This window comes from Acaryochloris marina MBIC11017 (genome assembly GCF_000018105.1).
GTDB lineage: Bacteria > Cyanobacteriota > Cyanobacteriia > Thermosynechococcales > Thermosynechococcaceae > Acaryochloris > Acaryochloris marina.
The window spans coordinates 95469-117430 of sequence record NC_009929.1 but is presented as its reverse complement, the minus strand read 5'-3'; the positions used below and the strand labels follow the sequence as shown (position 1 = coordinate 117430).

Here is a 21962-nt window from a genome sequence, read left to right as displayed (position 1 = left end):
TCCTCCTCATTCGCGGGTTTTGAGCACGGCAATTAAATCCAAATGGTTGAGCTGACGACGAATTAATCCTCCAGAACCCAGAGCTACTAGAAAAATAATCACAAAGGCAAAGGCGTAGCTAGCGGGCGTGACAATTAAGGGGAATCGAAACAATTCCCAATCGTAGGCCCGAGTAATCAGAGCCGCTAAGCCAAATCCCAAGGCAAAGCCGAAGGGAATCGCCACAACGGTGACGATGGCTTGCTCACCGAGCAAGATGACGGCAATTTCTCCTTGGGTAAACCCAATAATACGCAAGGTTGCGAGTTCACGGTCGCGCTCTGAAAGCGCAATCCGGGCAACGTTATAGACTACCCCAAAGGCAATCACACTTGAAAAAATAACCAACACGGTCGTGAAAATCGCAAAACTGCCACCAATGGTCTTTTCAAACTCAGTAATCACCCGCTCCCGCAAGGCCACGCTAGCCACAGCAGGGGTTTGTTTTAGTTGGGTATAGAGCTGCTCCAAGTGGTGAGCATCCACGGTCAGGTAGGCTCCTGATAGGGTTGGCCCTTCTCGCATTAATCGATTGAGGGCATGAATATCCATATAAGCCCCCAAACCAATCAATTCATCGACGAATCCCACCACTGGCACTGTCCGGGTAGGGCGTTCTCCCTCTAAAACTTCCACTGTCAGTGGATCACCGGGCGTTACGCCTAAGATTTCAGCCAACTTTGTGGTTAAGACCACCCCCTGATCAGGGAGAGGTACGGGGTAGAAGTCTTGGTCTAATAGACGCCGTAATTCTCCTTGAGGCTCCAATCCTGTCAAGCCACTCAGGTGGGTTTGATGCTGAAATCGTAGACGAGCTGGAACGGCCCGGAAGGGCTCAGCTTGCATTACTCCCGGTAAATGGGTTAATTCATAACGGGCGCGACTGGACAGCGGTTCATTAAATACCAGGGTTACATCTTCTCGCTGCACCTGCCGAAACTGGGCTTCGATCATGTAGTTGGTGGCATCCTCGAAATAGCGACCAATGACGAGGATGGCTACTGCAGCAGCAATCCCCAGAATTGAAAGACTCGCCTGCAACGATCGCCGTTCTAGGTTCCGCAGAATAATTTGCCCCACTGGAGGGATAAACTGTTGCATTCCCATCCGCTCAATAATCGTGCGTCGAAAGGATGCTGGAGGCTCGGGCCGCATGGCCTCTGCGGGGGGTAAAGATACAGCCTGTTTCACTGCCGTGAATGTCCCGAGGACAGCCGCCCCTCCACTCACAACAATGGCAGTGATCATAATCTGAAGGCCCGCTCGATACCGCAGCACCGGAAAGTGATAGAAGCGGGCATAGTTCTCAGTAATAACGGCCCCCAAACCAATACCAACAATTGTCCCTAACCCGGCTCCAAGCAGGGTAATCACCAAGACGAGCTTTAAGTAATGCCAACCCACAGCGAGATTGTCGTAGCCAAAAGCTTTCAAAACGGCAATTTGATCTCGCTGGGTACTCACTAGCCGCGCAAGAACCAGATTCAGCAAGAACGCAGCAATCCCCAAAAACACAAAGGGCACCATGACTGCGGTAGCTGCCAAGCTCTCGATTTCGCTGTTGATAAACTGATGGGAAATCTGATCAGCTCGTTCGTAAGCCCCCAGCCCTCCGTAGGGTTTCAATAACTGATCAAGCCGGAAAATAACACTGGCCGGATTAGCGCTTGGCATCAAGGATAGGGCGACATCATTAAACGCTCCATCCATATCAAAGGCTGTTCCCAACGCCTCGCGCCCCATCCAGATCACCCCAAAGCGCTGATTGTCTGGGAACAGCTCCACTCCCCTAATTTCATAAACATATTCTGGTGATAAGGCAATCCCGACAATCCGCAATTGCTGCCACCGTTCATTGATCACGGCGCCCAAGGTATCCCCCAGCTCTAAATGATTCGCTTGGGCAAACACCTCACTGACTAAAACCTGATCTCGTCGTCCGGGTTCAATATATTGGCCTTGACGAATGAACAGATCATTTAACATCGGGGTCTGCTGCTCAGGAATGGCAATCAACCGTCCAGTTGCAGGTTCCGGTAAGGAAGGCACATCCAAATTCACATCCACGACCACCCGCGTCTGCACCTGCTGCACACCTGGTAGTTCCGCAATTCGCTCTATAAGGGAATCCGGTGCCCGCTTCAGCTGAGCAAATACATCCGCAAATTGATAGCGATCATAGTAGGTCTGTTGTGAGAGCTGCAAGGAGTCGTAGGCGCTCAGCATGGTCACCAAACAAGCAATTCCACAGGCGACGATTAAGGCAATCGCAATCACCTGTCCTCGGAGATGACGGAGATCTCGAAGGAGTTTTTGGTCAAGGGCTACCACTCCAACTCTCCCGGTTTCACTTTGTGTTCATTCTCTCGAACAGCCACTATCTCGCCACTCCGCATGGTAATCACCCGATCGGCCATGGCGGCAATCCCAGCATTGTGGGTAATGACGGCTGTCGTTGTCCCTAACTCCCGATTGACTTGGGCGAGGGCTTCCAGGACGAGCTTACCGGTTTGAAAGTCCAAAGCTCCCGTGGGTTCATCACAGAGCAGCACTTGGGGGCGTTTGGCAATCGCTCGTGCGATCGCAACCCGCTGCTGTTCTCCCCCGGATAGTTGAGCTGGAAAGTGATTGACACGATCACCGAGATGAACCAGTTCTAATGCTTCGCGAGGATGCATGGGCTGGGGGGCTATCTCGGTAACGAGAGCGACATTCTCTCGAGCAGTGAGACTAGGAATAAGGTTATAGAACTGAAAAACAAAGCCCACACTTTGGCGACGAAAGCGGGTGAGGGTGCGATCATTAGCGGCGGTTAAGTCTTGCCCCTGAAATATCACCTGACCACTGGAAGGCACATCTAGTCCCCCCAGAATATTGAGTAGAGTAGATTTCCCACTACCGGAAGGACCTAGTAAAACGATGAATTCACCTGCAAAAAGTTCTAAATCCACCGATCTGAGGGCCTCAACCGTCACCTCACCCATGACATAGGTTTTAGTCACCCCCCTCACTTTAAAAAGACTTGTACTGGCAAGAGACATCAAGGAGCTGCCTTTGTTGTTAGAGATTTGTGAAGGCTGAGACATGGCTAAAACCATCGTCACGACAAGACTTATTTCCGTAATATCCCTGGCTCGGCATGTAAAAACTCTTTGGCACATTAGTTTGAACTTAGATTCCAAGCTTGAGAAAGTTGTGAAGTAGCAAGGACACTCACAACTTTCTCAAAGGATTAGCGTTCTCGGACGTGAGGAAGCCTCAAACGCTAAAAGTCCTTTTGACCTGACTCATCAGTCATTACTAAAGCTACGGCTCCAGTCACCTTTCCATTCCTCAATGCCGACAGTGCCTCATTGGCAGTACTCAGCGGAAAAGCCTGGACTTGCGTTTGAATGGGAATTTGAGGGGCTAAAGTCAGAAATTCTTCCCCATCTTGGCGCGTGAGATTGGCCACTGAGCGAATAGAACGTTCCTCCCACAAACTTTTGTAAGGAAAGCTAGGAATATCACTCATATGAATACCGGCACAAACCACCACCCCTGCTTTAGTGACAGCCGTCAAGGCCGCTGGCACCAAAGACCCGACAGGGGCAAAAATAATCGCAGCATCTAGGCTTTGGGGTGGACTTTCATCAGATCCCCCGGACCATACCGCCCCAAGTTCACGGGCAAACTGCTGTGCTTGCATATCCCCAGGTCGGGTAAAAGCATAGATCTGACGTCCTTGATAATTGGCCACCTGAATTAAGATATGGGCCGCTGCGCCAAAGCCATAGAAACCAATCCGTTCGGCCTTGCCCACCATGCGATAGGATCGATAGCCAATGAGACCTGCGCAGAGTAGTGGGGCTGCCTGTTGATCAGGATACTCTTCAGGAATGGGAAAGCAGAACTGGGCATCGGCCACTGCATATTCAGCAAAACCACCGTCTAGGTTATAGCCCATAAACCGGGCTTGATCGCAAAGATTCTCCCGGCCTGAAAGGCAGTATCGGCAGCAGTTACAGGTTCGTCCCAACCAGGGAACACCAATGCGATCGCCTTGTTTGAATCCTGTCACTTGTTCACCCAGTTCAATCACAGTACCCACAATCTGATGTCCCAAAATAAGCGGTAGTTTTGGGTCTGGCAGCTCGCCATCAACAATATGTAAATCGGTTCGACAAACCCCACAAATATGAATCCGCAATAGAAGTTGGTGAGGATTAGGGGTGGGGATGGGGCGTTCTACCAACCTAAGAAGTTGACCAGGGGCATCTAGTTGCATTGCTCGCATTGCTGATTCCTTTAAGGCTAGATGTATATCTCTCAATACTGTTGATGCAGGGAAACCTTCACAAATTCATCAAGTTTATTTTTTAAATTCAAAGTAGAAGGAGATGACTCCCCAATCGTTTCAAACATAACGGTGCTTTATAAAACTTCTGTGGGGAGCCCCCAAAACAGTCGTAATAGCGAGGAGGCGTAATGATGTCTATTGTCCTTCGTGATCCGTTCCGTAGTTTTGAGCGCATGTATCCATTAGGTTGGGAACCTTTCCAGGAACTAGAAAGCTGGCGACGAGAGATGGATCGGATGTTTGGACGGTTAATGCCAATTTCTAAGAGCGATGGAGAAAAGAGTCTTACCTTTATGCCATCCGCAGAAATGGACGAAACTGATCAAGAAATCCATCTCAAATTTGAACTTCCTGGTCTTGATGCTAAGGATCTTGATATTGAAGTCACCAAAGATGCCGTTTATATCCGAGGAGAACGCAAGACTGAAATTGAAGCAGAGTCAGAAGGGACCGTTCGATCTGAATTCCACTATGGAAAATTTGAACGCGTTATCCCCATGCCTAGTCCTATTAAGACCGATAACGTTCAAGCAGAATACAACAATGGGGTCTTGAGTCTCACCTTATCGAAGTCTGAAGAGGATATGAAAAAGTCTGTAAAAGTGGAAGTTAGCTAGACAATCTATTGCTGTTTCGTGAGGCTGTGATCGTATCTCCTTTCTCGAGATGCGATCACAGTGCTATTTTCTACCGATTACCCACGGGAACTGTTGCCACTCCCGTAAATTCATGTTTCAGATGCAGGCCAGCTTCCCATCAGCCTCGAACAATAGAATGAGTACTAGGTACCCGAAGATGCAGGAAATATCTCTTGAATAGCCTGAGTGACTAAAGATTTTGGTAAGTCACTCTTTAAGATGCTGCTTCCCAATCACTCAATTTTTCATGAGTGGATTCTGGTAAACGAGATTGCAATGGCTTTTGAGGTACGCCAAGACTGACTAACTTTTGTCGGTATATTTCTTTACGTCGTCGATGCTTCGATTTCTTGGATTTAGCGTTTGCCCGTTTTGAATTGGATGGCTTTTCTGTCGGTATCATTATCAACACCTCCTGTAGTTGAGGGTATGTGTCCCCCCTTGATAGAAGCAGCAACATCCTTCAACATTGAATATGTGCTCTCAACTACAATCTAAAAAGCTGAGATTCTCTCTAACTTCAGAATATGAAGCAATGCTGAAGATCTTATGAGTCTAGTGTTGCAGTGAAGATAACTGCCTTAAACCCTAAATTGACGATATCGATAGTAGGCCGCACAAGCGCCTTCAGAGGACACCATGGGGGCACCAAGCGGGTGCTCTGGTGTACATTGATGACCAAAGGCAGGACAATCAGGTGGCTTTAGAACCCCTTGAAGAATCTTGCCGCTGATGCAATCGCTCTCAGGGGCAGGAGCAACACAATCTGAAGTACTGGAATTTGCGGGTAAAAGTGCCTGGGCATCCAGATAGGCATACCTGGGGCGTAACTTTAGACCACTATTGGGAATGCTCGTTAGACCTCGCCATTGACGATCACTAGTCACAAATACATCCGCCATCAGTCGTTGCGCTTCAGAATTTCCGTTGGATTGAACCACACGAGAATATTGATTCTCCACCACTGCTTTGCCGACTTCCAGTTGATGGATGCAGCGGTAGATACCTTGCAGAATGTCAACGGGCTCAAATCCCGTCACTACAATTGGGGTGTGATATTGAGTTGCGATCGCCTCATAGGCTGTATACCCCATCACCGTACACACATGCCCAGCTGCTAGAAATCCCTGTACTAAACAGTTTGGTGCAGACAAAATTGCTTCCATCGCTGGTGGGACCAAGACGTGGGCTACGAGGACTGAAAAATTAGATATCCCTAGCTGATGGGCTTGATATACCGCCATCGCTGTTGCTGGTACCGTTGTCTCAAACCCCACCGCAAAGAACACAATTTGTTGGTCTGGATTGGCTTGAGCTAACTTCAGGGCATCTAAGGATGAATACACTATCCGTACCACTCCGCCTTGTGCCTTTGCAGATAACAGATCCCCCTTAGTTCCGGGTACTCGCAACATATCCCCAAAAGAACAGAGCATCACTCCAGGGGTTTTGGCTAGTGTAATTGCATCATCAATTAATGCTACTGGTGTCACGCAGACGGGACATCCTGGCCCATGAATCAAGGTGATCGCTTTTGGTAAAAGTTGATCAATTCCATGCTTCACAATCGTATGAGTTTGCCCACCACAAATTTCCATAATGGTCCAAGGCTGTGTTACCAGATGATCAATCTCGCGTACCCAATACTTGATCAAGTCAGGATCTCGATACTCATCGACAAACTTCATGATGTTCCAACATAAATCCCTAATTCCTTAGCCGTCTGCACCAATCCCCCTTGTGGATCAACTGGATCTGGACATTTTTTCTCTCGATGACAATCCTTGATTTTGGGGATAACTTCCGTTAAGGGTTTACTCGCAACTTCGCCGTTCTCCCAAACCACGAGACGGTTGTAATGATGTTGAGAGATAAGATCAACGGCTTCCCTACCAAAGCGAGCTGCCAATAAACGATCAAAGGCTGTAGGCACCCCGCTTCGCTGGATATGCCCCAAAATGATTGCCCGAGAATCCACTTCTTGAAGACTACAGAACTTAGGATTACCTGACGAACATAACGTCTGACTTTGAACCTGAATCTGTTGAGCTAAAAAGTCACAAATGCTTGCGACTTTTTGACCATCTGGTCTGCGCACACCTTCAGCAATCACGACTAAAGCAAAACGGCGGCCACCTTGTCGAAGCACGGCAATTTGACGACACACTTGATCAATCACGGACGGGTTCAAGCTTGGGGTTAGCTCTGGAATTAAAATTACATCTGCGCCCCCTGCGATTCCTGAATGGAGTGCCAAATGTCCGGCATCACGTCCCATCACTTGAACGACCATGATTCGATCGTGGCTCGCTGCCGTGAATGTGAGATCGTAGAGTGATCTTGTAACGGTATTAACGGCAGTATCAAAACCCAATGAAATTTCAGTAAAGGGCACATCATTATCGATGGTTTTTGGTATTGCCACCCACCGCCACTGCCCTTTCTGGGCAAGGTCGTCAATAATATCCAAACTCCCATCCCCACCAATGGCAATCAGTGCGTCAAGATTCAATCGTTGAAAACCCTGCAAAATTTCTTGTGAGATCGCTGGATCACTCGGATTGCCTTTGTTTAATGCCCCCAAGATACTGCCACTGAGGAATTGCAAAATATCTAATCCCCCTAACAATCCTGGGACATCATATCCATGCTCTTTTAACCTCAGGTCCTCAGGAGTACAGTGTCCTAATTCAAGATTAATAAAGCCTTGGGTGCCATAGGGAATGCCAAACACCTCCCACCCTTTGTGAGTCGCACATTTAATAACTGCCCGAATAATGGCATTAAGCCCAGGACAATCACCACCACTGGTGAGGATACCGATCCGTTTAACTTGGTGCATAGAAATGGATGAAACAATGGCTTCAAAACAAGAACAGACTGATCAGAAAGGGATGAATTTTGAAGGGTCAGTTGACCGTCTCAATCAAGATTTAGATCGTTTAGCTTGAGTGTCTCTTTGAAAGCTTTAGACCCTCATCGGCATCAATCCTAAGGAATGATAAGTTTGCAAAGCTTCAATATATTGAACACGTTCAAATGCGCTGGGGTCTGGACAATTAACCTGGCTCATACTCCCCTGAAGTTGCTGGATCGACTCATACTCATGCTCCTTTAACCACTGGCATAGGGCATGCTCAAGCGTGCGAAGATGATCGATGCCGTGCCGGATTAAGACGCTCACCAGCATCGTGGCGTTGGCTCCAACCATCATCATTTTCAAGACATCTGCTGCTGTATGAATACCGCTCGTAGCGGCAAAGTCCACAGGCAGCGTTCCGTAGAGAATGGCGATCCAACGTAGCGGTAATCTTATATCCTGTGGTGTACTGAGCAGTAGATTGGGCCTGACTTCTAGGGTTTCTATATCGATATCTGGCTGATAAAAACGATTAAAAAGGACAAGGCCATTCACCCCTGCATCCGTTAACCGTTTTGCCATATAAGCTAGATTGCTAAAGAAAGGGCTGAGCTTAATAGCTACTGGAATATTAACTGTGGAAGTAACGGTATGAACGATATCAATATAGCTTTGCTCGATTTCTGCCCCTGCAATCGCCATCTCAGTGGGGACGGTGTAAATATTTAATTCAAGGGCATCGGCACCAGCTTCCTCTATTTTTTTAGCGTAGTTTGTCCATCCCCCGATAGTCGCCCCATTCAGACTAGCAATGATGGGAGTATCAACGATGGCTTTGGCTTGATGGATATGCTCAAGATACTGCTCTGGCCCCACATGAAAGACGTCAGGTTCTGGACAATAGGAGAGGGCTTCTGCAAAACTTTCGGTGCCGTGGGTGAGATGATGATGAAACCCAAGCCGATCTTGACGTAATTGTTCTTCAAACAGTGAGTGCAAAACGATAGCGGCAGCGCCTGCATCTTCCATATGACGTAGATGATCAATCTTTTCTGATAATGGCGCACAGGCCCCAACCACAAGGGGAGAACGGAGTCTCGTCCCTAAATACGTCGTACTTAAATCCATCTGTTAGCCTCCTGCAAGGTGGAACGATCTAACGGTTACCAGCGATATCGATGCAGGATAAACCGCTCTATAAACTAAGCATTGAGTTTGAGGATAGTATGAAGAAATCCCATCACCCATTGGTATAAAGAGCACTCCATAAAGCTGTGCATGTTGTGGACGATTGATAAGACTGAAGATGACCTGAGTTAGCAATCAGTCCTTAATTCAAATAGTTCAACTGTATTGGGATATAACCCCTATCAAATAGCTTGATTCAATCTGCTTAAGCGAAGCTGTAGCTGGATTGATGCTCATATTCAAGAATCTTGCCTGTTCCCAAAACAACGCTGTTTAATGGATTGGGGGAGATATGAACAGGTAGATGGGTCAAATCTTGAAAAAACGTATCAATGCCGGAGAGTAAAGCCCCACCTCCCGTTACCATGATTCCTCGCTCAGCAATATCGCTAACTAACTCAGGATGGGTCCTTTCCAGAAAGTTGAGTAGAGCTACCGATATCTTATGCAACGGAATGGATATGGCATCCCGCAATTCACCACTATTGATTTCTAGTCGTTGGGGTAATCCCGACCCCACATTAACCCCTAAAATTTCCATTGGCGTATCATTACAGGCCGAGTCCGAAGCAGAACCAAATTGAATTTTGAGACTTTCGGCTGTCAATTCCCCAATATGGACCTGGAAGGTTTGTCTGAGATAGTCAACGGTGGCTTGATTAAAACTATCTCCTGCTATGGAAATGACTTGACTATCAATGACTTGAGAAGAGCATATAACCGCCATCTCTGTAGTACCACCACCAATATCAATGATGAGGTTACCTTTTGGTTTCGTAATTGGCAGTCCTATCCCCAAAGCTGCAGCAATGGGTTCATCAATCAGAACAACGTCTCTTGCGCCTGCTTCCAAAGCTGCTTCAGTCAAAGCTTCGCGCTCTACACTTGTTGCACCACAAGAACAGCCAAGGACGAGGCGAGGGCGAAAGATTCGGGTTCCCTGTTGAGCTTTGCGAATGAAGGATTGCAACATGATCTGGGTCAGTTTGAGGTCTGCTATAACCCCATTTCTGACGGGACGTAATACTGCTACTGGTGTGCTAGTACGTCCTAACAACTGTCTAGCAGTATTGCCCACAGAAACTGGAGTTTGAGTCAATTGATTGATGGCAATAATTGAGGCTTCATTGAGTACAACCCCTTCGATGGGGCTATAAATCAAAGTATTGGAAGTTCCCAGATCTATCCCAAGAGCGTTATTCAGAGGACGTAAAGCTTTAAGAGTTTTCCACCAGGAGTCAAAAAGTGGTTGGGGGGTGGTCGTGAACCATTTATCTGGGGGAGATAGTGCATAGTTCATAGGAAAAGATTGAGTTGTGATTGTTATCGTCAGAAATCGAAATGGGTAGTTCTCAGAATGTTTAAGATATTTAGCTAGAACAATTCAATGACGTCAGTTTTTACGCCTTCATGTCCTTGTTCTTAACTACCCTGCTTACAAGTCAGCTAACGCATCATGGGACGAGGTGGCATTCGAGTAGCGAGATCAGTTTTAGGTTCAGATACGGTAAAAAAGTCCAGCTTATCTTCAAGGAGTTGTTTCTGCTTTAAATTTAAACCTCGGATATTGAGGACTTCGTCAACAGTCTCAAAGGGTCCATTGTTAATTATCTTTTTAGCAAGCGTTGGATAATAGCCTGGGCAATCCTTAAAGGCTAATGCGTTTGCGTTGTTTAAATCAATTTTTTCACCAATGGGTATACAGGATTCTTTGCTTGGTATTGACTGTGGGTCTGAGACTTGAACAGAATTAATCGGCTGTTCTAATATTTCTCCTGCGTAAACAGGTACTTGAAAACTAAATGTCATTCCCATACATGTCAGTATCACTAGACCAAAAACTAACAACTGTTTACGAAAGTGCTTCATAATCCTTGCTCCTTTATCTGATGTATAGAGATAGCAGATATTTAGCGAATACAGTTTTGTATGTTTTAATAGTCCTCTAAGCTTGAGGGAATCTGTGAAGAGCCTTCATGCTCGAACTTCTTTGACTTGCTACTTAATAGTGTGGAAATATTGTGAGAACTTTATGAGGAGGTATAAGTAAATGATTATTCAGAAAAATATTCTTTACTTGAAAAAGTGGATAGTCAAACACCTCCGGTAAAACCGGAGGGTTGGAAGAACCCTTTAAAGGGGATTTTAATCACTGATCATAAACTCTCACTTTTGATATTGACGGCAGCACATCTCCATAACACGCTGTTGTCACACTGAAGTCGTACTGTAAGGCTAAAGCTTGTGGGGTTTGCAACACCCAAATTTTCGGATGAGGCTATGACCGCGGTAAAGGTTAAACCTTACGAGTCCTCCGGTTAAACCGGAGGCTTAAGCAGGATAGTTAATTTACGTTTCAAGTAAAACTAAGTTCTCAAGAAAAGTGTTTAATGATTGACCTATTCACTTTTTCTTTTTCACTTTTTGGAAGTTTGGTGAGAACACCTCACTTCTTTATTCGAAAACAAAGGATATTGCGATATAGCACTACGAAAGCGCATTAAGACACTCATCAAGCAGTTGTGTCGCAAAAATAGAGTCTGAGCTGAGAACCAATCGTAATCTAGTAGGCTGTACTTCTTTTCTCTCCTATCGATGAAAACTGCTGACCTATTTAAATAGCGTCAATACCAATCCCAATCTGAGATCATCCTGCTTAATGTCCGCTTGTATTGCCGTTTTCCCCTCAGCTATCGAGATTTAGAAGAGATGATGTTTGAGCGAGGATTAGAGGTTGATCACAGCAGCATCAATCGGTGGGTTCTCAAATATTCCCCTGAGCTGGACAAGTGCTGTCGCAGACATCTCAAGCCTACCAATGGCTCCTGGAGAGTCGATGAATTTTACATCAAAATCCGCAAAAAGTGGCGATACCTTAATTGAGCGGTTGATTCTGATGGCTACACGCTCGACTTTTTACTCACAGCAAAGCGGGATGCAAAGGCTGCAAAGCGCTTTCTGGCCAAAGCACTCAATGCGGTTCATACCCATGAACCTCGGGTGATCAATGTGGATAAAAATCCAGCGTATCCCCCTGCTGTTGAGCGGTTAAAGGAAGAAGAACGTATCCCTGAAGGAGAACCAGTCTCCGCATTCCATTAGCGTCGTTCGTAGAATGCTGATGTCAATCACGTCACCGACGATACCGCCAAGCTGAACCCGGTCCCCTGGCTTATAGAATTGGCCCAATGAAATCGCTGCCCAACCCACTAGACTCGCAATTACTTCTTGGAGAGCAAAGGCAATCCCCGCACCCGTCACTCCGAAGATTACCGTGAGTTGGCCTAGGCTATCACTCAGCACACTCGCGGCAAACAATAAAATCAAAATATAGCTGATGAAATTGAATGTTTTACGAATGCGATAGCGCCGATCTGAGTCTCGAACATAACGCGGTAATGAAGCACTGGCGATGCGGAAATCTATTGCAATGACAATGACACCTAGAACGACCTCCAAGATACTGGCGATTACGGGATTAGCCAGCACTTGCTGGAGGGGTTCAAGAAATTCTGTAATTTTTTTCATACGTCTAGATATCAATCAGAAGATCCATCAGAGTGCTCCTGTGATGCTAGGGGATCATCGGAATAACCGGAACTCATTTCAGAAAAAACTACAACTGGTACTCTTTTATAAGCAGGCGTACCCGAGCGTGGCTCAATACTTGCTTTCATAAGGAGGTTGGCTTCAGGATAAAACATCAATGCTGCCCCTTCCCGAACATCACCGATGATAATTTCAATATTGTTTAGCTGGCCCGCATCTCCGCGCACGTTAACTCGTTGATGTTCTACCCAACCCCGTTGCTGCACATCTAAGAGATTCATTAAAATACAGTAACGATGCGGGACGCCTCTGTATCGATCACCCTCTTTGTAGACCACCGTATTGTGTTGAGAATAGCTACGTCCAGTCATCAAGGCCACAACAATCGATGGTGTGTTATGTGCTATTCCAAACTCTTGCCTGGTTGGTAGTGACAAGGTTGGTAAAGGCGTTACCTGCATTTGAGCCTTGCCAGTTCGAGTGGGAAATTTGGGTTCTAGGAAAATACGTCCTGAAATGGTGAATTCTTCTTGGGTCTGATCAATCTCACCTATTTTTTCGTATCCGGGAATGGTTTGGGCGATCAGTTGCCGAACATAGCGGGTCTCTTGTAGCCTTCGCCAATCCACGGGAGAGCTGCCATGCAACCGATGAGCCAGCTCTGTTAAAAATTCGACTTCTGAAGTGAGGTCAGCATTCTTTAGATGTGTCCTACCTTCATCGTTGAGTCTGACGAAGTTATTCCCAGATTCGGTGGTGGTTTTGTGAGGATTCTCAAATCGGGCATAGACCGGAATAATTAGGGTATTCTTGTCGGCAAGCCCATGAAAATGACCTAAATTAGGCTTAGTGGCCAAGTAAATGATGGTATCGATCTGGCCCAAGGCTCGTTTCGCTTGTGTTAAATCAGGATTCGCGGCATAAAGATTCCCACCTAAACACAGTAGGGCATCCACTTGGCCTGTATCTGCAGCTTCAATCAACGCACGGGCATCATAGCCGGGTTCTCGTTTCAGGGATTGTCCCAATAGTTTCTCTAAGGCTTCCCGAATTTCCTTTTTCAAACGAACGGTCACCCCCATCGACCCAAACCCCTGGACGTTAGAATGACCGCGAATCGGCATCAATCCAGCCCCTAACTTACCTACATTCCCCGTCATCAAGGCAGTGTTGGCAATACTGAAGATGGTATCTACACTGTTAGTCTGTTGGGTGACGCCCATAGCCCAGGCAAAGACAACGCGATCACACTGATGGATCATCTCAGTAGCTGTTTCAATTTCTTCTTTGGAAATACAACAGATGTTGGTCAGGGTAGCCCAATCCGTTGCCTTGACTTGCTCAACAACTTCTTGCCAATTATCTGTATGAGACTGGAGAAAGTCTAATTGAATCCATTCTCGCTCTAGCAGTACTTTCTGAATGCCCATGAATAGAGCTAAATCACTACCAGGAACAGGCTGTAGGAATAAGGAGGAAATCTTTGACCCCTGGACGAGAGATGATAGCGGAAAGGCGGGAGAGCCAAATTTCATTAAACCCACTTCTCGTAGGGGATTGATTACAATCACCGTCCCCCCGCGCTCATTTAGCTTGATCAACTCATTCATTAACCGGGGATGGTTTGCAGGAGCATTAGACCCCACTAAAACAATGCCATCAGCTTGCTGTAAACTCTCCAAACTCACCAAGGAAGTACCCGTCCCAAAGACAGTGCTTAGGCTGACGGATGAAGGGGCATGGCATAAGTCAGAGCAGTCCGCGAGGTTATTTGACCCTAAGGCTCGGATCATTAATTGCAACAGATAGGCAGCTTCATTAGAGGAGCGACCAGAGCTATAGGACGCAACCCGATGCGGTGGATATTTAAATGCTGTCTCAGCGATCTGATAAATCTCATCCCATGAGATAGGTTCAAAGTGTGACTTTCCGGCTCGATAAATCACTGGAAAACTCAGCCGACCCAAGCGGTCACACTCCATTGAGGTGAGTGTCTGCAGATGGTATAGAGGGTATTCTTCAAAGAAGTGGGGTTTCACCCCCGGTTGGAGTTCCGAGGCGATGGCCTCCAAGCTTTTCACACATCGCTGTAAGGGCTCCTCAAGCTCGTTCATGAAAGCGCCTTTTTGCCCACCTGTGCCCCAGGCACAAGATAGACATGCACTCTTGTGCATCAGTTTTTTCCAAATTTGAACACCCTTGGGGGATGCCATCTTATCAACCCAATACCTGACGAGGGGCATCCCACCGCCCATTTTCGGAATTTGGGTTGAGGAGGTATTTAGCTCAGTTACTCTCTCTGAGGGTTTGAAGCTTTGACTGCCAGACATTTTTCGCTCTGCCATATTCTGCTGCTCCTTGAGATTCCCAAGGTTTACTGAGACGACAGTTGGATTTGTCTTTCCTTCTTAATCAAATCAACTGGTTGGGTTAAAATCTCTACCAGCTAAGTTGCACAATCAGAACCTACTGATATTAAAACTCCTCACTATCCATGCAGTATCTCATAACCGAGGTGCATGAGTATCAGTCAAGTGATTTCGGGTTTTTATCAAAAATAACCTGAAATCTTAGCTTGTAAGCCTAATACCACATGTAAATTTTGCCATGTTTCCTTACTCCTGCATTGGTTTGACGGAAGCAGTGCTGTAGCTACTGACTGATTTGGTGAATATTTTTCGGTACATGTTTCTTTGGGTATGGAAACAGCCGTTGACGAACACTAAGATCAGATCTTCTCCATTCTCAATATTTTGATATTCTCTCAATAAGTCCGATCTGCATGTCCCCCTTTGAAGCAAATCAACAAATTTACAATACTTTCACCCCTTTATATGCTCTTTATCTAGAAAGAGCATATAAATTAACCTCGTCAAAAGAATCCATTTGTACAAGCGTGGGGATTAGAGAACTAACTAAGGTGGAATAAAACAATGACGCGCTCAGAATTGATGAAAACAGCTTTGCAAGAAAATCCTGTAATGACCCAATCTGAAAAAAGTCAACTGCAGCGTCGTGCCTTTTGGAATGCAGTTGGTGGTGCGATTTTCATCGCTCTCTGGATCGCTGCCGCCATCGCCATCCTATCCGCTAGCAGTAGCCCATCCGCTGCGCCCCCCATTGTCTTCTTCGGCATCCTGCTCATCTTGACCATCGGCATTGGTTCTCGGGCCTATCCGCCCTTAAAGCGGACTTACGTCATTTGGCAAGATATTCGCAATGGCCAGGTACAGTTTGATATCGGCACTGTTAATCCACAGATGTTTGCTGCTGGACGTAACGTCCAAATGGTGCTCGTGGTCGATGGTAACCGCACATACTCCGCTCTTGACTCAGTCCTACGCAGTATCCGCAATCCTGACACCCAAGGGGACCAAACAGATGAACGCTATTGCCTACGTATTGCACCACGTTCACGCATTGTTGTGAATGTGGTCCCAGTGCCCGAATATGTATGAGCGTGTCAATTATAGATGCGGGAGGTAGGTTGGTACAGCAATTACGGAGAATCTGGTTGAACGCGTATATCCCGAATATCGAGAACAGCTTGGCCAGGTATCAAGTGTCCTTCTCCCTTAAGACCCAGTTCTAACGTCACTAAAGCCAAGATATCTGCGTCTAAAGTTTGGTTGCCTAGATCAACATTGCCACTGTGAGTAAAGTGGAACCAACCTGGATGTCGGGCACTCAGTGGTACTTTTAAAGGGGTCCACTCCTGATTAGGAGAGACACAAAGCGGTTGATATTCGAGTCCAGGGTTACCATATCCCCACACCTCACCGTCGCGTTCCATCAGGCGAAGGCCAATACAGACTGGATCTGAGGAGCGGGCTTCAAAGGTAAGAAGACCCTGCTTGGGAAGCCGCTCTGGAATGAGTCCTTTAGGCGCAATACTGATATTGGCTCCATACCCTTCTCGGGAGAACTGAATGCTGAGATGGGGCAAAGTCCCTTGACGGTCAATGAAGCTCTTAACCCAGCTGTTGTCTAAGCCTTCATGTTGTTCAGCGTCTGGATCAGCCCAAATTTTGGCTAGGTTGTCTGATTGCAACTTGAAGTCTTGAAAGATGCCATCTTTAGACGCTTGACCAATTGCGGGTTTTAGCCCATGGTAGCGGTAAATATCTAGAGTCTTCTGAGTTGATAATTGGGCAAAGCTATTGCTGGTGTACCCACCCATAATCAAGAGACTGAATAGGATAAAGCGTAAAGCCATGAGTCCAAATAGAACGACACTGGCTATAGCGTGCACTAGTGAACTGGTGAATTAACACATTCAGGCTCAGTTGATCAAAACGATCGAGAATTATCGTTACCCCACTACCTACAACGCCTGCTCTGACCGACATGGAGGTCTTAACCGAAGCTCTTGATGGTCTCGAAACCCATATCTCCATAGATCTGCAGGGAGTATGTAGTCTACAAACCTTTTGTTTGGTTCTCCCCAAAGCAGCCAGTCGTACTAATAGTATCGAAAATTCAAGCATATAAAAAGGAACCTAGAGCAAACCTGCTTAAGGTTGGGGATAATGCAAGTGAAAGAATGGTTCTAGTAATAATGAGCATAGAAACGCTATGGCGATGTCGATGTATACCGCTTCGGTACCTCCGCTAATTCGGTGTCTCAATAATCTAGCTGGGATATTGGAGAAGGGAGCTGCCCATGCTGAGAGTCAAGGTATTGATCCTAGTGCCCTGATCAACTTCCGGCTCCTTCCTGACACGTTTCCCTTATCAAAACAAGTTCAAATTGCATCAGCTGTAGCTAGAAAAGGGGTAGCTAGACTTGCAGGGATGGATGCGCCTTCTATTGAAGACAATGAAGCATAATTTCCGGAACTAATCACTCGGTCAAGCACAACAGTAGATTACCTAAATACTTTTACACCGGATCAAATTGATGGTACTAAGGATAAACTCATATCCCTTCCCATCAGAGGTGAAATCTATAAATTCTCTGGCTTACCCTACCTACTCACTTTTGTTAAACCCAACGTTTACTTTCATGTAACGACTGCCTACAACATCCTCAGGCACTCTGGGGCTGAACTTGGTAAGTTCGACTTTCTAGGATAACCAGATACTTAGACAATTCAATCGAAGCGATAGGTGTATCATTCCTAGCAAATAAGCTGCTCTAAATCGTCGATCATCAGATCTGTCTCCAGAGCTTCTGGTAAGTCGTAGCTCCCACAGGGCATTTAGCGATAGTATCGGTCGTGGCTGATGAGGAGCGCGCGGCCATCATAGCGTTTTATTAAAGCTTAAGCCAGGGTAGTTTTCCTGCACCACTGCCACCAGCGATGCCGAGGATAGTTGGTGTGCTCATAGGGAGACAGTAGCGTCTATCCACTTATACTTTCCAAGTGCAGACGTCTGCACTTGGATGCACGATTTCACAATTAAAGATGCATAAACGAATTTATGGTGTATTGTATCAATTGTGAAATCGTGCAGTTGCAGGAAACAACCATGATTATTGCAATCGCAGCAATTAAAGGTGGAGTAGGCAAAACAACCCTTGCTTTTTGTCTAGCAGCAACCTTGGCCCACATAGGCAAAAAAGTTTTATGTATTGACTTAGATCACCAAGGTGATCTCTCTTCGGCAGTGGGTATCGAAAAGGACGCATCTAAACCTGACATAGGTCAGATTCTATTTGCGCCAAGAAGAGAGCAAGCAAAGTTACTAGAAGAAGGCATAATCGAGGTTGAGGGAGGAATTCATGTTATTACATCAGGTAGTAACCTTGGGGCCTATCAATTAGAGATTGAGAAAGGTTTGTCTAGTGAAAGCCGATTGAAAGATGCACTAGATGCCTTCAATGAGGTTTATGAAAATTATGATTACGTATTGTTAGATACTCCAAAGGGAGAAGGGCTTTTCACAAAAAATGCTTTAGTAGCCTGTACTAATGTGATAGTTCCTGTACAAACAGAGTATTTTGCGCTCAAGAACATACCAGAACTACTTAATCTAGTCAGCGAAATTGCTGATCGTGTGAATCCTGAAATGATTGTTTCGATGATTGTCCCCAATAGGATGAAGCCAACAAGTTTGCACAAAAGTATCTATCAGCAACTTATTGAGTGGGATGTGCGCTCACAACTCCCACATCAGTCTGAACCATCATGGATTGCACCACCTGTCCGGGATTTAACTGTCTATGCAGAATTATCAGCCCAAGGACAATCCCTTTATACCTATACGGGAGTTAAGCCAGAACATCGCACACCTTTTATTGCAATAGCTGAGCATCTTGAAGAAATAACATCTAGCAGCAATATGCATGAAAAATATGAGGTAGAGGTCAATGCCTAAAAAAAATTTTTCAAGAGTAAAGTCTGTTACCAATAAATCAAACTTACCTCGCAAGTTAGCCATCGTACCTAAAAACCCAACAGACGAGGTAGTTAATCTTGAAAGGATCAATCTTGTAGATCGTGAGAATTGGCTCCGGGCTATTGATATTTGTAAGGCAAGAAAGAATCAAACACTACAGTCACTGCTTCAAGAAATTGAAACATATCAAGGTCAGATTGACCAAGCTCTCCAAACGGCTCAAGCTCAAAGCACTATTTATGCTTTTGCAATTGGCACTCGGCTAGATGTTATCGAAGAGCAAGAACTCTTTAAAGAAAAAGGGTACAACAATCTCACCGCATTCATAAAGAGTGGTGAAGTACGCCGCCCAAGCGGTGACTCGATAACTACTCGCCAGGTTTGGGCATATCGTAGAGTAACCAGAGGTTTAAATGAATTTCTACAGATTGCAGAAGCAATTCGCGATGGAGAACCTATATCAACTGAGCTAAAGGAACACCTTGCAAACTTAGGATCAAGGGTCAATCAGGATATAGTAGAGACTTTTCTGAATTCCTATACTGAAAGTATAACTGGTGTACTCGAACTAGGAGTATCCAAATTGGAGCAAGTTTATCGCTTACCAGAACCTATGGCTCTCACTGGCTTGCTAGCGGGGAAACTGCCTTTAGAGGAGAATATCGTTGAGGTTCATGACGTATCATTTTCACAACTAAGAAAAGCTATTAGCTGGCACGAACAACAACGAAAGTCTCCCACCAAAAAAGCAAAAACTACAAAGGCTGATCGCTCTCTAAATGACCTTGAAAAAGTCATAAGAAGTCTAAGCGCTATTAAATTGAATAAGACTCAGCGCACAAGATTCAAAGAATTGAAGCAACTTCTAGATAAGTTATAAATTTACTCCGAGGACTGACCCGATTTGATGCCAGAGCAGCTGCCCCCGAAACAAGAAAGAGCTTAGCGCACCCCAGTTCCGCAAGGTCACCTCACAAAACTCTATCTTTACTTAGGGATGCTGCATTATTGGAGTATTGAGTCTTCGTTAGGTTGAATTGCCTGAACTCCTATCTCTTGAATCCATACATAGCTATAATCCTCAAATTCTTCCCCAGGTATGGCAGCACGATTTGTTCCCTTTTGCCTAGCGATAAATTTATCCCGCCATATTTCCCAGGCCAAGATAGAGGGATACTCCAGCTCTGCGCTGAATTTAGCCCAAGACCTTCTCTGATACCTTGAAAAATCACAACGCATCTGTTTGAACTGAACTGCGATTAAGCCCAAGTCAATCAGTTTCTGGATAAGTGCTGTATACCCTGCTGGAGGTTCGCCACTATTGATGATTGGCATTTCACAATGCAGTTTAATAGTCTTACCAGAAGACTCTTTGGCAAGTCTCAAAATCGCTAATTGCTTGAGGGAAAGAGTTGGGATACAAACCATTTGATTAATCCGCGCTAGAAGGATAGTAGCACCATCTCGCTCCACCTTCTAAGGTTTGCGCCTATGCCACCACATACACATCCATTGCTGGAAGCGGATTTCCGACGTAAAAAATAGAACATCTTAGATTAAAGAAGGGCATCTTAAATGTATTGGGTGGAGCCATTTTTTTGTTCTTACCTCTATGTGTTACGGGAGAAAAAAGTAAATGAAAACTGTTTTAGTCGTAGATGATAGTCCGGCTGAACTAAAGCTAATGTGTCTATATTTAAAAGAAGCTGGCTATCTTGTTATTAGCACAGATGATGCCAAAGAAGCTGTGACAAAAGCTGAAACTCAAAAGCCTGATCTTGTCATTACTGATGTGGTTATGCCAGAAATGAGTGGGTTTGAGTTGTGCCGAACTCTAAAGAAGAGTGAAGCGACTCAGCAATTACCTGTGATTATCTGCACGACAAAGAATCAGGATTTAGATAAGCTCTGGGGTAAAAAGCAAGGAGCAGATGAATATGTCACTAAGCCCTATACCCGTGAAGATTTTCTAAAAGCCGTTCGTTCTGTTCTATAAGCAATGAACTGAATAGTAGCCCTTATGCCATTGGTGAGGTTGTCCCATTTTGGATGCCTGACACGATACCAAGCTCCCAATCACCCAGCCTCTAGATTCTTCTAAAGGCTGGGTGATTGGTATGAGTATGATTAGGAGGATTTAGCAGCTTCTTGCTTCATCACATCAGCTAGGGTCACCCTCTTGCTTCCAGTCCGACGCTTCCCCTCACCACTAACCACAGCAGGAGTCGGGTCTTGAGGAACGGCCAACTCATCATCCAACGGGTCAGGATCAACAGGCGGATCAAGGACCGGAACCGGAGCCTCATCAAGGATAGTCATGGATTCTTCAGCCACAGTTACAGCCTCCTCCAGGTCTTCCGAAATGTCAGGAGCCAGATCCTCAGCCTCGACCTCAGAAATATCATCAGTCGGACTGTCGGCCAGGAATGCATGAGTCTGGTCCTTGAACCAGTCGATAGCCTTATCATGCAGTTCCCAGTGGGCATCGACCCGGTCCGTGAGCTGGGACTTGATGAGCGCTTGGACGAATGCCGTCTCTTGCTGACAGCCTTTGCGGTAGACAGCCACAGTACGTTCCTTGACCTCCTCAAAGATGGGGCTATGCTTCTGGCTTACTTTGGACAGGCCCCAGGAGCAGAGAGCAGTGAAGTTTTTCCAGCCCTGGATTTCCTTGCGGATAACGAACAGGAAGGCTTTGTTTGCAGCTAGACCCACTTGGGTAGCGGCGGTGTCTATGACCTCGGTGTGGTCGGCTTGTTGGATTTTGACAGAAGTAATCAGTTTCATGAGTGTTGTCCTTTGAATAATGAATAGTGGATAGGGCACGACTGGCATGTGCAACCGAGTCGGCCATGTGGATATTGAGAAAATGCAAGGGGTTGTTTTGGCCTCGCGTGAGAATATACCCTCGGGAAAAATCAGGCTCGATTTGGAGCCGTCATGAGGTGGATTTGGAGAAAATACTTTGGGTGGGTATACCCCACTGCCTAGCCACTAGGGTAGCGTG

General features: G+C 45.9%; 19 protein-coding genes and 2 pseudogenes. 7 read left to right on the top strand and 14 right to left on the bottom strand.

What is annotated here, in order from left to right; all coding sequences use genetic code 11:
- Window positions 1-6 precede the first annotated feature (6 nt).
- From AM1_RS34025 to AM1_RS34015, 3 genes are all read right to left on the bottom strand, one after another.
- Window positions 7-2370, bottom strand: coding sequence for an ABC transporter permease (locus AM1_RS34025; protein WP_012167727.1), 2364 nt, complete (start codon window positions 2368-2370; stop codon window positions 7-9).
- A complete protein-coding gene (locus tag AM1_RS34020) occupies window positions 2364-3080 on the bottom strand; it encodes an ABC transporter ATP-binding protein (RefSeq protein ID WP_085945244.1) in 717 nt (238 codons plus the stop codon). Before AM1_RS34020 ends, AM1_RS34025 begins: the two co-directional genes overlap by 7 nt.
- Window positions 3081-3304: 224 nt before the next feature.
- Complete coding sequence (locus AM1_RS34015) at window positions 3305-4315, bottom strand: zinc-dependent alcohol dehydrogenase family protein (protein ID WP_012167729.1); 1011 nt, start codon at window positions 4313-4315, stop codon at window positions 3305-3307.
- A 194-nt stretch (window positions 4316-4509) separates the two neighbouring features.
- Here AM1_RS34015 and AM1_RS34010 point away from each other — a divergent pair, with 194 nt between their 5' ends.
- Complete coding sequence (locus AM1_RS34010; protein ID WP_010478916.1) at window positions 4510-4995, top strand: Hsp20/alpha crystallin family protein; 486 nt, start codon at window positions 4510-4512, stop codon at window positions 4993-4995.
- Window positions 4996-5230: 235 nt separating this feature from the next.
- Here AM1_RS34010 and AM1_RS42685 read toward each other — a convergent pair whose 3' ends face one another.
- The 6 genes from AM1_RS42685 to psbU all read right to left on the bottom strand — a co-directional run bounded on the left by AM1_RS42685 (window position 5231) and on the right by psbU (window position 10933).
- Window positions 5231-5419: a hypothetical protein gene (locus AM1_RS42685; RefSeq protein ID WP_187152995.1), complete on the bottom strand. Its 189-nt coding sequence runs from the start codon at window positions 5417-5419 to the stop codon at window positions 5231-5233.
- A gap of 178 nt (window positions 5420-5597) precedes the next feature.
- Entirely contained in the window at window positions 5598-6704 is a 1107-nt protein-coding gene (gene hypD / locus AM1_RS34005) for a hydrogenase formation protein HypD (RefSeq protein WP_012167732.1), read from the bottom strand.
- A complete protein-coding gene (locus AM1_RS34000; protein ID WP_012167733.1) occupies window positions 6701-7858 on the bottom strand; it encodes an ATP-dependent 6-phosphofructokinase in 1158 nt (385 codons plus the stop codon). The genes hypD and AM1_RS34000 overlap by 4 nt, the downstream gene beginning before the upstream one ends.
- Window positions 7859-7984: 126 nt before the next feature.
- Window positions 7985-9004, bottom strand: a complete 1020-nt coding sequence (locus AM1_RS33995) for a dihydroorotate dehydrogenase-like protein (protein WP_012167735.1) — start codon at window positions 9002-9004, stop codon at window positions 7985-7987.
- Window positions 9005-9269: 265 nt separating this feature from the next.
- Window positions 9270-10364: a rod shape-determining protein gene (gene mreB, locus AM1_RS33990; protein ID WP_049783895.1), complete on the bottom strand. Its 1095-nt coding sequence runs from the start codon at window positions 10362-10364 to the stop codon at window positions 9270-9272.
- Window positions 10365-10510: 146 nt separating this feature from the next.
- Window positions 10511-10933, bottom strand: a complete 423-nt coding sequence (psbU, locus tag AM1_RS33985; RefSeq protein ID WP_010478903.1) for a photosystem II complex extrinsic protein PsbU — start codon at window positions 10931-10933, stop codon at window positions 10511-10513.
- A 777-nt stretch (window positions 10934-11710) separates the two neighbouring features.
- Between psbU and AM1_RS33980 the strand changes: the two are divergent.
- Window positions 11711-12151 (top strand): annotated as a pseudogene (locus AM1_RS33980) (IS6 family transposase); the annotation flags it as partial.
- On the opposite strand, the gene AM1_RS33975 reads toward AM1_RS33980, so the two are convergent.
- Together AM1_RS33975 and AM1_RS33970 are read right to left on the bottom strand one after the other, a co-directional pair.
- Window positions 12113-12592 (bottom strand): mechanosensitive ion channel domain-containing protein, encoded by a 480-nt coding sequence (locus tag AM1_RS33975; protein ID WP_012167739.1) that lies wholly within the window; start codon window positions 12590-12592, stop codon window positions 12113-12115. The pseudogene AM1_RS33980 and the gene AM1_RS33975 overlap by 39 nt on opposite strands.
- An 11-nt stretch (window positions 12593-12603) precedes the next feature.
- Complete coding sequence (locus AM1_RS33970) at window positions 12604-14958, bottom strand: FdhF/YdeP family oxidoreductase (protein WP_041661391.1); 2355 nt, start codon at window positions 14956-14958, stop codon at window positions 12604-12606.
- Window positions 14959-15546: 588 nt separating this feature from the next.
- Between AM1_RS33970 and AM1_RS33965 the strand changes: the two genes are divergently transcribed.
- Window positions 15547-16071 (top strand): hypothetical protein, encoded by a 525-nt coding sequence (locus tag AM1_RS33965; RefSeq protein WP_012167742.1) that lies wholly within the window; start codon window positions 15547-15549, stop codon window positions 16069-16071.
- A 41-nt stretch (window positions 16072-16112) separates the two neighbouring features.
- On the opposite strand, the gene AM1_RS33960 is transcribed toward AM1_RS33965, so the two are convergent.
- Window positions 16113-16829, bottom strand: coding sequence for a hypothetical protein (locus AM1_RS33960; RefSeq protein ID WP_012167743.1), 717 nt, complete (start codon window positions 16827-16829; stop codon window positions 16113-16115).
- A gap of 359 nt (window positions 16830-17188) precedes the next feature.
- On the opposite strand from AM1_RS33960, the pseudogene AM1_RS33955 reads away from it, so the two are divergent.
- The 3 genes and pseudogenes from AM1_RS33955 to AM1_RS33945 all read left to right on the top strand — a co-directional run bounded on the left by AM1_RS33955 (window position 17189) and on the right by AM1_RS33945 (window position 19835).
- A pseudogene (locus tag AM1_RS33955) lies at window positions 17189-17689 on the top strand (DUF1993 domain-containing protein).
- A gap of 396 nt (window positions 17690-18085) precedes the next feature.
- Window positions 18086-18934, top strand: coding sequence for a ParA family protein (locus tag AM1_RS33950; RefSeq protein WP_148216078.1), 849 nt, complete (start codon window positions 18086-18088; stop codon window positions 18932-18934).
- Window positions 18927-19835 carry a hypothetical protein gene (locus AM1_RS33945; protein WP_012167747.1) on the top strand — a complete coding sequence of 303 codons (909 nt, stop codon included), beginning with the start codon at window positions 18927-18929 and terminating at the stop codon, window positions 19833-19835. The genes AM1_RS33950 and AM1_RS33945 overlap by 8 nt, the downstream gene beginning before the upstream one ends.
- A 125-nt stretch (window positions 19836-19960) precedes the next feature.
- Here AM1_RS33945 and AM1_RS33940 read toward each other — a convergent pair whose 3' ends face one another.
- Complete coding sequence (locus AM1_RS33940) at window positions 19961-20383, bottom strand: hypothetical protein (protein ID WP_012167748.1); 423 nt, start codon at window positions 20381-20383, stop codon at window positions 19961-19963.
- Between the two features lie 208 nt (window positions 20384-20591).
- Here AM1_RS33940 and AM1_RS33935 point away from each other — a divergent pair, with 208 nt between their 5' ends.
- A complete protein-coding gene (locus AM1_RS33935; RefSeq protein ID WP_010481601.1) occupies window positions 20592-20951 on the top strand; it encodes a response regulator in 360 nt (119 codons plus the stop codon).
- A gap of 131 nt (window positions 20952-21082) precedes the next feature.
- Here AM1_RS33935 and AM1_RS33930 read toward each other — a convergent pair whose 3' ends face one another.
- Entirely contained in the window at window positions 21083-21742 is a 660-nt protein-coding gene (locus tag AM1_RS33930) for a hypothetical protein (RefSeq protein ID WP_012167749.1), read from the bottom strand.
- Between the last annotated feature and the right edge of the window lie 220 nt (window positions 21743-21962).